The organism is Algibacter sp. YIN40 (genome assembly GCF_057219435.1).
Genome location: NZ_JBXVVC010000001.1, coordinates 1,425,285 through 1,439,961, shown reverse-complemented (window position 1 = coordinate 1,439,961; position 14,677 = coordinate 1,425,285). Strand labels below are relative to the sequence as shown.

Sequence of the window (14,677 nt, the reverse complement as noted above, 5' to 3'; positions counted from 1 at the left end):
GGAATTACATTTCTTTTAAAACTCAATTTTTAAAAGAAAAAATCCAAACTTAAACTTATAAGTTTGGACTTTTATTTAATCGTGACCGCGAAGGGATTCGAACCCCCAACCCTCAGAGCCGAAATCTGATATTCTATCCAGTTGAACTACGCAGCCATTTTTAGTATTCAGTATTCAGTATTCAGTATTCAGTATTCAGTATTCAGTATTCAGTATTCAGTATTCAAAGATGATTTTTATTTTTTGAGTTATTGAAACTAAATGCAAAGATTAATTATGATAATTTTGCTTTCACGATATTAGAAATAGTTTTACCATCTGCTTGTCCAGCAAGTTCTTTACTTACAATGCCCATAACTTTACCCATATCTTTCATTCCTTCTGCTCCTACTCTTTCTATAGTCATTACTACCACTTTTTCAATTTCTTCTTCGGTTAATGATTCAGGCAAAAACTGATTAATAATTTCAGCCTCTGCTAACTCTGGAGTCGCTAAATCTTCGCGCCCTTGTTCTAAGAAAATAGCAGCACTATCTTTACGTTGCTTAACTTGCTTTTGAAGTATTTTAAGCTCCTGTTCTTCACTTAATTCTTCCTTAGCGCCACTTTCTGTCTGTGCTAATAAAATAGCTGATTTCACTGCTCTTAAAGCCGTAAGTGCTGTCTGGTCTTTTGCTCTCATCGCTTCTTTTAAAGCAACCATAACATCTTGTTGTAAACTCATAGGTATAATTATTAGATTGCGAAGATAAAAAATAGATTCCTGCCTATGCAAGAATGATAAGAAAATTAAAACCCGAAAAGCTGAGGGAAACTTTTCGGGTTCATAACTAAGTAAGGTTTAGTAATGTTTTATAATTTAATCAACATTGTCGTGTAAAAACGAATTATTACTTCTTAATTGAATATCATCATTATCATCTAATCCTATACTCGTTCTAGATATATCTGTTTCCGAAGAATGCTTTACTTCATCTAAATTCACGCCTTGTCTTTTATAAGCTGGAATTTTTTCAATATCATCAATTTTTGCGTTATTGAATTTATAATTGAAATCTTTCATTTTACGTCTACGTTCTTCCGCTCGCTCTTTTAACATTTGAGAGATTGGTGTATTCATAGGGTCGATTTCATCACTTAGAATCTCATCTTGAACTACTTCTTCAACAATTTTCTTTTCGAAAACAATTTCTTCCTCCATCTCTTCAACAACTTCTGCTTTCTTAACTGTTTTAGTATTCATAGCAGACTCTAATTCAATATAGTCATCAAGTGCATAACGCACTTCACCATCTTCATTAGCTTCTGTAACTGTGATAAGTTCTATATAATCTTTTACTGGGATTTTTTTGATATCCTTATTTACTATAGGCTCTTGAACAACCTCTTCCTTCTCGTTTATTGAAGACAATGGCAAATCGAAGGTTAATGTAATTTGTTGTTCTTCTTCATCCAATGTTTCATCTTCTTTCTCTGAAATTACCGTAACGGGTTTGATAATAAAATCTTCTTCTTCTTGAATACCAGAAGACACTTCTTCATAAATCACATCCATATCTTTTAAAATCTCTGAAGTTGGAATTAGATTTATATCCGTATCATTAGAAATAGTGAATTTTTTTGGTTCCTTAACTGGCTTCTTTTCCGCATCAATAGTTTCTTCCTCTTCTATTTCTAGTGTATGACGAACAATTGGTGTTTCTTTTTTCTCTTCAAATTCAATGATTGGTGTGATAATAACTGGATCTCGATCATTAGCCCCCAAATCTTGTTCTTCTTCAAGAGAATGGACCACTTTTTTAGTTTCAGTATTAGAAATTTCATCTTGTTGCTCTACATTAAAGCCTGTTGCAATAATGGTTACTGCAATTGATTCTTCTAAGGATTCATCTTCACCTACACCCATAATTATATTGGCTCCATGTCCAGCTTCATTTTGGATATGATCATTTATTTCACCTATTTCGTCAATCGTAATTTCTTGCGAACCAGAAACTATAAGTAATAATACATTCTTTGCGCCAGTAATTTTATTGTCGTTAAGTAACGGCGAGTCTAAAGCTTTTCTAATCGCATCTTGAGCACGATTTTGACCAGACGCCAAAGAAGATCCCATAATGGCAGTTCCACTATTACTTAATACCGTTTTAGCATCACGTAAATCGATGTTTTGTGTGTAATGATGTGTAATAACTTCGGCTATACCACGAGCAGCAGTAGATAGCACTTCATCTGCTTTAGAGAAACCAGCTTTAAAACCAAGGTTTCCATAAACCTCACGAAGCTTATTGTTATTTATTACTATTAACGAATCAACAACATTTCTTAATTTTTCAATTCCCTTTTGCGATTGTTCTAAACGCATTTTACCTTCAAACTGAAAAGGCATGGTAACAATACCAACTGTTAAAATATCTAAATCTTTAGCCATTTTAGCAATAATAGGCGCTGCACCAGTACCTGTGCCACCTCCCATACCAGCAGTTATAAATACCATTTTTGTATTGCTATCTAACATTTGAGAAATGTCATCAAAACTTTCTACGGCAGACTGCTCCCCTATTTCTGGGTTAGCGCCTGCACCAAGTCCTTCCGTTAAATTAAGACCTAATTGAATTTTGTTAGGCACACCACTACTTTGGAGGGCTTGTGCATCTGTATTACAAATGTAGAAATCCACTCCTTTAATGCCTTGTTGGAACATGTGATTAATGGCATTGCTGCCGCCACCTCCAACACCAATAACTTTAATGACATTTGACTGATTCTTGGGTAAATCAAATGCAATGCTTTCGAATTCTTTTTTGCTGCTCATAAATTCTTTTTTACTGGTATTAATACTTAAATTTTACTTTTTATTCTATGGATTAATTATTCTATCTATTCGGCGTTATCTAAAAAATCTTTAACGCGTTCTGTTAACTTATCTAAAAATGAACGTCTTTCTTTTACTTGCGCTTCGTTAACTTCCTCTTCTGTATCTTCTTGATCTTCTATGGCTTTCTCTTCAATCTTTTTCCTGTCTAAACGTTTAAGACCATCTAGTACAAGACCTACTGCTGTGGCGTACAATGGACTCGTTACATCTTCATCACTATCTCCTGCCAAATGTTCATTAGGATATCCTATTCTGGTATCCATACCAGTAATATATTCAACCAATTGCTTTAAATGCTTTAATTGACTCCCGCCACCAGTAAGAATTATACCTGCAATAAGTTTTTTCTTTTGCTCTTCGTGCCCGTAATTTTTTATTTCTACATAGACTTGCTCTACTATTTCAACAACACGTGCATGTATTATTTTAGATAGATTCTTAAGTGTAATTTCTTTAGGCTCTCTTCCTCGAAGTCCTGGAATAGAAACAATCTCGTTATCTTTATTTTCCCCTGGCCATGCCGAACCAAACTTGATTTTTAATAATTCTGCTTGTTTTTCAATAATGGAACAGCCTTCTTTTATATCTTCAGTAATAACATTTCCTCCAAATGGTATTACCGCCGTATGGCGAATGATGCCATCTCTAAAAATTGCCAAATCGGTTGTTCCGCCCCCTATATCAATTAATGCTACACCGGCCTCTTTTTCTTCCTGACTTAATACCGCATTAGCTGATGCCAATGGCTCCAATGTGATTCCTTCTAAATCTAAACCTGCGCTTTGGATACATCTACCAATATTTCTAATTGATGACACCTGCCCAACAACCACATGAAAATTAGCCTCTAACCTACCTCCATACATACCAATAGGCTCTTTTATTTCTGCTTGTCCATCTACTTTATATTCCTGTGGTAAAACATGAATTATTTCTTCTCCAGGAAGCATTACCAACTTATGAACTTGATTGATAAGTCTGTCTATATCTTCTTCATCAATGACAGTTTCCGAATTAGGCCTCGTTATATAATCGCTATGTTGTAAGCTTCTAATATGTTGTCCAGCAATACCAACAGTAACCCCTTCTATTTTCATATCGGCAGAAACCTCAGCTTCTTGAATAGCTTGTTGTATTGATTGAATAGTTTGTGTAATATTATTGACAACTCCTCTATGAACACCTAGGCTTTTAGATTTACCTATACCCAAAATCTCAACTTTGCCGTATTCATTTTTACGACCTATCATTGCCACAATTTTTGTGGTTCCTATATCTAACCCTACTGCTAAATTATGTTCCATTGTTTATATTTTGGTACACACGACTTGATTATCAAATTGTAAATTAACTTTGCTATAACTATTAAGTGTTTTTTCTTTAAGGTTCTTTTTATAAAACACTTTAAGGTTATTAATTTTCTTATCTAAATACTCTAAACGTCCTAACTGAACAATAAAATTACAACGTCGCAGTTTCAAGTAAATAGTATTATTTATATTTTGATGAATTTCAATAACATGTTTCTTTAAGAACTCGTCTTTTTTAATTTTACTTACTATTTTATATAAATTTTTCAAATCATTTTTTTCAACATAACCTGTAACTAGTGGCACTCTAGCTGAATAATTGTTTGACAATGGCATAAAAGAACCTTCGTCATCAATATAATAAGACGCATTTGTACTTACTCTTGCTAAAGGTGTTTTTTGCTCTACTTGGGCATTAAGCCCTCCATTTACAGATACATACACTTCCGCCGATTTAATCATCGGATTAGAATTTAGGGCTTCTTCTAATTGATTCAAATCTAAAGTTTCTTTATGCACATTTTTAACACCGTCTTGATTTTGTATTAACAATTTACTAACAGTCTCATTAGTTATAAAAAGATTGTTCTCTCCTACAAATTTTATGTTCGGATTTGATACTTCTCGCGCTGCATTTTTTACTGTTGCAAAAGCAAAAAGAAAGACCACTACACCAAGTAGTATAAACATTTTTATAAAATTCCAGTTAACTCGCAATGCTAAATTCTTTTTTAATATGTTTTACTTCATCACCTATATCGCCTGCTCCAATAGTTAAAATTACCTGAGCCTTACTTGCATGGATTTCTGTAAGTAAATCTTGTTTACTTACTAAGCTCTTATTATTGTTCTCAACCTTTTCTAATAACCAAGAAGAAGTAACACCTTCAATTGGTAGCTCTCTAGCTGGATAAATATCTAATAGGATAAGTTCGTCGAACTGAGACAAACTAATAGCAAATTCGTCCACAAAATCACGGGTTCTACTATATAAATGTGGTTGAAAAATTGCCAATACTTTCTTATTAGGATACATTTCTCTAACCGCCTGATGAACGGCATTAATCTCTTCTGGATGATGCGCATAATCATCAATAAAAACCAAGTTCTCGGTTTTTATATGATATGTAAAGCGTCTTTTAACTCCTTTGTAGGATGCTAAAGCTTTGACGAGCTGCCGGTGAGGGCAACCATATTCTACAGCCATCGCCAAGGCTATTAATGCATTCGACAAATTATGTCTACCAGGTAGGTTAAAGTGTAAATTTTCAATATCATTTTTTGGTGTTTTTACATCAAAAACATAAGTTCCATTTTCGATTTTTATATTATTAATGGCGTAATCCGAATCGTCTTCTATTCCATAAGTAATTCCTTCTAAGGGTAACCCGTTTTTGATAAATAATTTACCATTTGGTTTTAAACATTTTGAAAACGCTACAAAAGAATCTTTAAGTGTCTCTGCTTCCCCATAAATATCCAAGTGATCCGCATCCATTGATGTTATACAAGCCATATTTGGCGATAAGGTTAAAAATGAACGATCAAACTCATCTGCTTCAACAACTGATACTTTAGTTCCCTTTAAAATTAAATTAGAATCATAGTTTTCACTTATTCCTCCTAAAAAGGCAGTCAATTCAACATCACATTCATACATTAAATGCCCTAGAATACTGGTTGTGGTCGTTTTTCCATGAGTTCCAGCAATCGCCATACAGAAAGTACTTTCAGTAATCAATCCTAAAACACTAGAACGCTTCAAAACATTGAATCCATTGTTTGTAAAATATGTCAACTCTTTATGTGCCTTTGGTACGGCCGGTGTATAAACAACTAAAGTTTTTTCTGGTTTTAGGAACTCTATAGGAATATTTTCAATCGCATCTTCAAAATGTATTTTTACACCTAAAGAAACCAAAGTATCAGTTATTTCTGTTTGCGTCTTATCATAACCTACAACATGTTTCTTATTTGCCTTAAAATATCTCGCTAAGGCACTCATGCCGATACCGCCAATACCAATAAAATATATGTTATGTATATCCTTTAAGTTCATTTATTTTTTATCAGAAGTTTTTCTACTTCGTCTACAATTTCCTTAGTTGCATTTTCCAATGCTAATTTTTTTATATTTGCTCCTAATTCTTTTTGCCTTTCTGGTGATGCAATTAATTGCGAAAACTTATTCTCAAAATCAACATCTAAATCTGTTTCTTTTATTAACATGGCTCCTTCACTTTCTACTATTGCCATCGCATTTTTTGTTTGATGATCTTCTGCAACATTTGGAGATGGAATAAAAATAACTGGCTTACCAACAATACATAACTCTGACACTGAGCTAGCTCCAGCTCTTGAAATGACCACATCCGCTGCTGCATAGGCAAAATCCATATTATTTAAAAACTCATAAACCTGAACATTATTCGTGTTATTATAAATTTTGTATTGCTGATAATATAGTTTGCCACACTGCCATATAATTTGAACATTCTGAGTGTCAAAAAAATCTAGCTCTTTTTCTATTAATTCATTAATTCTTTTAGCCCCTAGACTACCCCCTAAAATCAAAAGGGTATACTTACCGTGCTTTAAATTGAAAAAATTCTTAGCTTCAACTGTTTTATCATCAATATCCAATAAATCTTGTCGTACTGGATTGCCCGTTTTTATTATTTTTTTTTCAGGAAAAAATCGTTCTAAACCATCGTAGGCTACACATATTTTTTTTGCTTTTTTAGCCAATAACTTATTAGTTATACCTGGATATGAGTTTTGCTCTTGAATTAAACTAGGAATACCTATTATTGCTGCAATTTGTAACAATGGCCCACTTGCAAAACCACCTGTACCGATAACAACATTAGGTTTGAACCTTTTTATAATATTATATGCTCGAAATAAACTACTTAATAATTTAAATGGGAACATCAAGTTTTTCAAAGTTAACTTGCGTTGTATACCGGAAATCCACAAACCCTTTATTTTATACCCTGCTTGAGGTACTTTTTCCATTTCCATTCTATCCTTCGCTCCAACAAATAAAAATTCAGATTCTGGGTTACGCTGTTTTAACTCATTAGCAATGGCAATAGCAGGATAAATATGCCCTCCTGTGCCTCCTCCAGATAATATGATTTTATATTTGCTCATTAAATCGCTTCAGATAAAATTTCTAAGGGATTATCTTCTTTATCCAATTGTTCTTTTAGTTTTTCTCTATTTGCACTTACGCTTAATATAATCCCGATGGCCAAGCAAGTCATCCAAATGGAAGTTCCACCACTACTAATTAATGGTAAGGTCTGTCCTGTAACTGGGAATAACTCAACCGCCACTGCCATATTAATTAAAGCCTGAAAAACTATGGGTAACCCAACTCCAAGCACAAGTAGCTTTCCAAATATGGAATCAGATTTTTGAGCTACTATTACGATTCTGAACAAAAACCACATATAGAGAATCATAATTGTAAACCCGCCTATTAGACCATATTCTTCTATAATTATTGCGAAAATGAAATCTGAAGAAGACTGTGGTAAAAAGTTTTTTTGAATACTCTTACCTGGACCAACACCTTTTACACCTCCAGAAGCAATAGCTATTTTCGCTTTCTCAATTTGATAATCTGCTTCGGTATCTTCACCATTCGAATAATTCTTAATACGATTTTCCCAAGTCGTAACCTTTACATTTAGTGGACCACTTGTTAATTTCGCTGCCATCACAAATAACACTAATGCAATGACCCCTAACCCAAAAATAATTCCTAAATAACGAATTGGGTAACCGCCTAAAAAAACAAGTATAATTACCATCAAAAATATAATAGCTGCAGTAGAGAAATTGGATGGTAGTATAAGTGCTAACACTAAAAATACAGGTATCCATAACGGTAAAATTGACGCCTTAAAGGTAATTTCTCTGTCTTTGATTTTAGACATGTACCTTGCCACATAAACCATTAAAACAACAGATGCAAACGTTGATGTTTGAAAAGACACGCCTACTATTGGTATTTGAATCCAACGACTCGCGCTTGCCCCTTCTACAACGGTTCCTTGTAACATAGTAATCCCTAAAAGGACTAACACGATTGGAATCATGATTAAAGACAGGCCTCTAAAATATCGGTATGGTATTTTATGAACGCCATACATAATGGCGAACCCTAAAAACAGATGCATAAAGTGCTTAACAAAAAAAGTGAAAGTATTTCCATTACCTCCCTTATAGGCTAAATTACTCGCAGCACTATATACAGGCAAGAAAGACAGAATAGCCAAAAGTGCTACTATTGCCCAAATTAATCTATCTCCTTTTATGTTATTAAATAATTGTTGCATACCATTTGTCCTTTCGGACATCTTCCCTAAGGGAAGAATTCATATATTATATTTAATATTTTCAATTTAAACATCTCTTTCTTCCTTTTAGGAAGAGCAAGATGGGATTATAAATTTCTAACTGCATTTTTAAATTGACGCCCCCTATCTTCATAATTTTCAAATAAGTCAAAACTCGCACAAGCAGGAGATAATAGTACATTATCACCCGCTTCAGTGACCTTATAAGCTATTTTAACAGCTTCGCTCATAAATTGGGTTTCAATAATGATATCTACCATGCCCCCAAACGTTTTTAAAAGCTTTTCATTATCAACACCAAGGCAAATAATTGCTTTTACTTTTTCATTTACAAATTGAAATAGCTCGTGGTAGTCGTTACCCTTATCTTGTCCCCCAACAATCCAAACAGTAGGTGCATCCATACTTTCTAAGGCATAGTAAGTCGCATTTACATTGGTTGCTTTAGAATCATTGATATACTGAACTTTGTTAATTTTCAATACCTCTTCCAAGCGATGTTCAACACCTTGAAAGTTTTCTAGACTTTCTCTAATGGTTTGTTTTCTTATTTTTAATAGGTGTGCAACGGTTGAGGCGGCCATGGCATTTTTAATATTGTGTTTTCCCTCAAGAGCTAAGTTTGTTGTTGGCATAATAATTTGATCGTTATCTATCGTTATTTTTATATTTTCTTTATCTAAATACGCACCATTTTCAATAGTTTTTGTTAATGAAAACGGCAATAATATTGATTGAACTGGATTGTTTTTTAAATGATTTGTAATTACTTCATCATCTGCATCATAAATGAGATAATCATCTTTTGTTTGATTCATCGCTATTCTAAACTTTGAGGTGATATAATTTTCAAACTTATAATCATATCTATCTAAATGATCAGGTGTTATGTTTGTAATAATGCCTATATGCGGTTTAAAATCAATGATGTCATCTAACTGAAAACTGCTAATCTCAAGTACATAATTCTTATAGCTAGATTCTAACACTTGCTTCGCGAAACTGTCTCCTATATTACCAGCTAATCCTACATTTAAATAATTTTTTAAAATGTGATGTGTTAATGATGCTGTTGTTGTTTTGCCATTACTCCCAGTAATTCCCACTATAGTAGCTTCTGTATATTTAGAAGCAAATTCTATTTCGGAAATCACGGGAGTATGGGCTGCTATTAATCTCTGAACTATTTCCACTTTTGCAGGAATTCCGGGGCTTTTCATTACAACATCAGCATTCATAATTTTTTCCTCAGAATGCTTATTATCTTCCCATTCAATCTCATTATGTATAAGAACTTCTTTATATTTTTCTTTTATTTTTCCCTTATCGGAAACAAATACGTCATATCCCTTTTCTTTTCCCAAAAGAGCGGTTCCAACACCACTTTCTCCTCCCCCAAGAATTACTAACCTTTTCATTTATCTAATCTTCAAGGTTACAATCGAGATAATGGCTAACAGAATGCCTATTATCCAAAACCTTGTAACTATTTTACTTTCGTGATATCCAGATTTTTGATAATGATGATGTAACGGAGACATCTTAAAAATGCGCCTACCTTCACCATATTTTTTCTTTGTGTATTTAAACCAACTCACCTGTATCATTACTGATAAATTTTCCGCCAAAAAGATGCCGCACAATACTGGAATTAACCATTCTTTACGCACCGCAATAGCAATCACGGCTATAATTCCGCCAATAGTTAAGCTTCCTGTATCTCCCATAAAAACCTGAGCTGGGTAGGTGTTATACCATAAAAACCCTATAAGTGCGCCGACAAAAGCTGCTATATAAATGGTAATTTCTTCTACACGGGGTATGTACATGATGTTTAGATAATCGGAGAAAATAATATTACCAGACACCCAAGCGAAAATACCCAGAGTGAGTACTATTATTGCCGAGGTTCCTGCAGCTAGACCATCAATACCATCGGTTAAATTTGCGCCATTTGATACAGCGGTAACAATAAAAATAGATACCAGAATAAATATTATGAAAGCATACTTTTCTAAACCTGGACTAATCCAAGTTATCAATTTGGCATAATCGAATTCATTCCCTTTTACAAATGGAATGGTGGTTTTTGTTGACTTAGTTTCTTCCTCAAAAAGCTTTGAAGGTGCAATATTAGAATCTTCAGCCAATAATTCTTGTTGCTGTGTAATTGGCAATTTTTCTTTGATAGTGACGTCATCATGAAAATATAAAGTTGCTCCAATTATAAGACCGAGTCCTACTTGCCCTAACACTTTAAAACGCCCTTTTAGGCCGTCTTTGTTATTTTTAAACTTCTTAATATAGTCATCAAGAAATCCAATAATTCCCATCCATACTGTAGTAACTATTAGTAAAATGATATAAATATTATCTAGTCTTGCCAATAATATTACTGGAACGAGTGTTGCAAGGATTATTATAATTCCACCCATTGTTGGAGTACCCGCTTTTTCAGCTTGACCAGCCAAACCTAAATCCCTTATTGTTTCACCCATTTGTTTTTCTTGAAGAAAACGAATAATACGTTTACCAAAAATGGTAGAAATAAGCAACGATAAAATAATTGCTGTCGCAGCCCTAAAAGTTATAAATCCAAAAAGTGATGCTCCCGGAAATTCAAATTCTTTTTCTAAATATTCAAATAAGTAATACAGCATATTATTTTTGCAACTGTTTTAAAAATTCTTGTACTATTTTAAAATCATCAAAATCAAAGCGTTCTCCTTTAATTTCTTGATAGGTCTCATGTCCTTTCCCTGCTATTAAAATGATGTCGTTTGGCTTTGCCATTTGACAGGCCGTTTTTATAGCCTGTTTTCTATCTGTTATAGAAAGAACTTTTTTAAAATTTTGCGGCTCTACTCCTTTTTCAATCTCTTGAATAATAGTTTCTGGTACTTCGCTTCGCGGATTATCACTAGTAAAAATCACCTTTGTACTTAAAGCCGAAGCTATATGCCCCATTTTAGGCCTTTTAGTTTTATCTCTATCTCCACCACATCCAACTACAGTGAATAATTCTTCATTTTTAGTGCGAATGCTATTAATTGTTTCTAATACATTTTTTAAAGCATCAGGCGTATGCGCATAGTCAACAATAGCTGTAATTTGTTCATCTGAAACTAAATATTGGAAACGCCCAGTTACACTTTGCAATTCACTTATTAGGCGTAATATTTCTACTTTCTCAAGCCCTAATAACTCTGCCGTAGCATAAATTGCCAAAACATTATAAGCATTAAAATTTCCAATAAGGCGCGACCAAACTTCACTATCATTCAATTTAAGTAGTAGTCCACCAAATTGATTTTCTAGTATTTGTGCTTTATAATCTGCATAACTTTTTAAAGCATAAGTCACTTTTCGAGCTGCAGTATTTTGCAGCATGACTAAACCATTCTTATCATCAACATTAACCAGTGCGAATGCTTTAGAAGAAAGCTGATCGAAAAATCGTTTTTTTACATCTCTATATTCTACAAAGGTCTTATGGTAATCCAGATGATCGTGTGTAAGGTTTGTAAATATGCCACCTTCAAAATGCAATCCTTCTGTTCTATTTTGATGGATTCCATGTGAACTAACTTCCATAAAGCAGAACTCTACACCAGCTTCATTCATTTTCTTTAAATATTTATTAATAGTTAAAGAGTCTGGTGTTGTATGTGTTGCTTTATAAACTTTTTCATCAACTAATATTTTAACCGTTGATAATAAACCAACCTTAAAACCTGCTTTCTTAAACAATTGATATAACAGGCTTGCAACTGTTGTTTTTCCATTGGTTCCTGTTACGCCAATAAGTTTTAAGTTTTCTGAAGGGACCTCATAAAAATTAGATGCCATAACAGCTAGAGCTTTACTCGAATTATCAACTTCAACATAAGTAATACCTTCATGCAAATTAGACGGTAATGTTTCACAAATTATAGCCGAAGCTCTCTGTTGAATGGCCTTATCAATATATTTATGTCCATCGACAGCATGACCCCTTATGGCTACAAATACATTTCCAGTCTTAACGCTTCTGGAATCAAATTCAATAGCATTTACATCAATATTAGTACTACCAACTACAGCATTTAAGGTAACCTTATACAATATGTCTTTTAATACTATCATGAAGCGCTTAAAACTATGACTTGATTATTATTTAATTTCACTTTCTCGTTTACCGATTGTTTTTTTATAACACCATTCCCTAGAAGCTCAACCTTCACTTTCACTTGCATATTTTCTAATAATGCTATAGCATCCATTGCTGGCATGCCAACTACATTTGGCATGATAGTTTTATAATTCTGTGCTAGTTTATAATAGCCTTCGAACTCAGCCTCAATTTTTGTGTTTATTACTTCTAAAGTTTCCACTTCATCAATAATTGGCGTATCTGTAAATATTTTTTGAGCAATTCTTTTAAATACAGGACCTGACACATCCGCGCCATAATACCCTACACTTTTATCTGGCTCATGAATAACTACAATACATGAGTATTTGGGGTTATCTGCCGGAAAATACCCAGCAAAAGACGAAATGTAATTGAGCTTATCTTTATCTCTATAATCTTTTTGACATGTCCCTGTTTTACCTGCCATTGAAAAATTTTCGGAATACAGCCTATGCCCTGTGCCATGTTTCTTTTCAACAACACTTTTAAGAAGCTTTTGAAGCTTTCCAATAGTTTCTTTGGAACACACCTGTTCATTAATAACTTCTTTTTCGAATGGCACAATTACCTTATCGAACTCTTTAACTTCTTTTAAAAACTGTGGCTTAACCATTTCACCATCATTTGCGATAGCATTATAAAATGTTAGTGTTTGCAATGGCGTAAAAGAGACACCATAACCATAAGCCATCCATTGCAAAGCAATACCACTCCAACGACCATTTTTAATTCTTGGATCTGGAATTATTGATTTAGCCTCTCCGATTATTGGAATACCTAAAGAATCATCATGTCTCAAATTCATTTTATAAAGACGATCGACAAATTTGCTTGGTTTCGTTTTATACGCTTGATCAATCGCTTTAACAACTCCGGTATTTGAAGACACTTCAAAAGCTTTGGAAACTGTTATTTTTCCGTAGCCACCATGTTTTGAATCTCTTACTTTTTTTCCGTAGAAAGACAAAATTCCTTTTTCTGTATCAACCACGTCACTCGTATCGACTAGTTTGTCTTCAAAAGCAGCTGCCAAGGCCATTAATTTGAATGTAGACCCAGGCTCATGACTTTCTCCAACAGCATAGTTTAAGCGCTCGTAATAAACCCCTTTAGAACTTCTACCTAAATTAGAAATCGCTTTTACTTCACCAGTTTTGGTTTCCATAACAATCACACAACCATGATCTGCTTTATATTTATCTAATTGTTGTAAAAGTGAATGATGTGCTATATCTTGTATATTAACATCAATAGTAGTATAAACATCGTAACCGTCTTGTGGTTCAATCTGATTATAGTCGGTAAGTGGTTTCCATTTATTTTTTCCGATTTTTTGTTTCCATCGTTTACCGTCTGTTCCTCGTAAATATTTCACCCCAAAAGCACCATCAATTCCTGGGCGAGTTACATTTCCTTTTTCATCGATACGCTCATATCCAATTGTTCTTCTTGCAATACTTCCCATTGGAAACTCACGCTTGGTATTTTGCTCTACTATTAGCCCTCCAGGAATAGCACCTTTATTTAATAGCGGAAAACTCCTCAAGCGCACATAATCTGAATAACCAATATTTTTAGCTAGCAAATAATATTGATTTTTGTTAGCACGCGCCCTCCTAATAACTTGCTGATAATAATTTGAAGGTTTCCCTGAATAGTTTGAAAGTGAATCTGCTAACCCTCTAATATTTTCTTCAAATAATTTTGATGATGATATTACAGCATCAATGGCGATATTGTACTTTGGAATTGACGTTGCCAATAAACTGCCATCATCTGCATATACATTTCCTCTATTAGCTGGAATTGTAACATTTCTTATGGAACGCTTTTCAACAAGACTTTTATATTTATCGCCTTGTAAATACTGGATGCTTACTAGTTTAAAAACCACAGCAATTCCGAAGATGAACATACATCCTGCTATAAAATACAATCGGTTTAA

The 14,677-nt window shown here is 33.6% G+C and carries 11 protein-coding genes and 1 tRNA gene; all 12 read right to left on the bottom strand.

Going from position 1 to position 14,677, the window contains the following annotated elements; all coding sequences use genetic code 11:
- Positions 1-82 precede the first annotated feature (82 nt).
- The 12 genes from AC2D6V_RS06605 to AC2D6V_RS06550 all read right to left on the bottom strand — a co-directional run bounded on the left by AC2D6V_RS06605 (position 83) and on the right by AC2D6V_RS06550 (position 14,647).
- Positions 83-156: transfer RNA gene (locus AC2D6V_RS06605), tRNA-Arg, on the bottom strand.
- 118 nt (positions 157-274) lie between these two features.
- On the bottom strand, positions 275-724 hold the full coding sequence (locus AC2D6V_RS06600; protein ID WP_484647267.1) for a GatB/YqeY domain-containing protein: 450 nt from the start codon (positions 722-724) through the stop codon (positions 275-277).
- 135 nt (positions 725-859) lie between these two features.
- Positions 860-2,815, bottom strand: coding sequence for a cell division protein FtsZ (gene ftsZ / locus AC2D6V_RS06595; protein WP_484647266.1), 1,956 nt, complete (start codon positions 2,813-2,815; stop codon positions 860-862).
- Positions 2,816-2,880: 65 nt separating this feature from the next.
- Positions 2,881-4,182: a cell division protein FtsA gene (gene ftsA / locus AC2D6V_RS06590; RefSeq protein WP_484647265.1), complete on the bottom strand. Its 1,302-nt coding sequence runs from the start codon at positions 4,180-4,182 to the stop codon at positions 2,881-2,883.
- A gap of 3 nt (positions 4,183-4,185) precedes the next feature.
- Positions 4,186-4,878: a cell division protein FtsQ/DivIB gene (locus tag AC2D6V_RS06585; RefSeq protein WP_484647264.1), complete on the bottom strand. Its 693-nt coding sequence runs from the start codon at positions 4,876-4,878 to the stop codon at positions 4,186-4,188.
- Positions 4,879-4,894: 16 nt separating this feature from the next.
- Positions 4,895-6,247: a UDP-N-acetylmuramate--L-alanine ligase gene (gene murC, locus AC2D6V_RS06580; RefSeq protein WP_484647263.1), complete on the bottom strand. Its 1,353-nt coding sequence runs from the start codon at positions 6,245-6,247 to the stop codon at positions 4,895-4,897.
- Entirely contained in the window at positions 6,244-7,344 is a 1,101-nt protein-coding gene (murG, locus tag AC2D6V_RS06575) for an undecaprenyldiphospho-muramoylpentapeptide beta-N-acetylglucosaminyltransferase (protein ID WP_484647262.1), read from the bottom strand. Before murG ends, murC begins: the two co-directional genes overlap by 4 nt.
- On the bottom strand, positions 7,344-8,537 hold the full coding sequence (locus AC2D6V_RS06570; protein WP_484647522.1) for an FtsW/RodA/SpoVE family cell cycle protein: 1,194 nt from the start codon (positions 8,535-8,537) through the stop codon (positions 7,344-7,346). The genes murG and AC2D6V_RS06570 overlap by 1 nt, the downstream gene beginning before the upstream one ends.
- 107 nt (positions 8,538-8,644) lie before the next feature.
- Entirely contained in the window at positions 8,645-9,976 is a 1,332-nt protein-coding gene (gene murD / locus AC2D6V_RS06565) for a UDP-N-acetylmuramoyl-L-alanine--D-glutamate ligase (protein WP_484647261.1), read from the bottom strand.
- Entirely contained in the window at positions 9,977-11,218 is a 1,242-nt protein-coding gene (gene mraY / locus AC2D6V_RS06560; protein ID WP_484647260.1) for a phospho-N-acetylmuramoyl-pentapeptide-transferase, read from the bottom strand.
- Position 11,219: 1 nt separating this feature from the next.
- A complete protein-coding gene (locus AC2D6V_RS06555) occupies positions 11,220-12,683 on the bottom strand; it encodes a UDP-N-acetylmuramoyl-L-alanyl-D-glutamate--2,6-diaminopimelate ligase (RefSeq protein ID WP_484647259.1) in 1,464 nt (487 codons plus the stop codon).
- Positions 12,680-14,647, bottom strand: coding sequence for a penicillin-binding protein (locus AC2D6V_RS06550; RefSeq protein ID WP_484647521.1), 1,968 nt, complete (start codon positions 14,645-14,647; stop codon positions 12,680-12,682). The genes AC2D6V_RS06555 and AC2D6V_RS06550 overlap by 4 nt, the downstream gene beginning before the upstream one ends.
- Positions 14,648-14,677 lie beyond the last annotated feature (30 nt).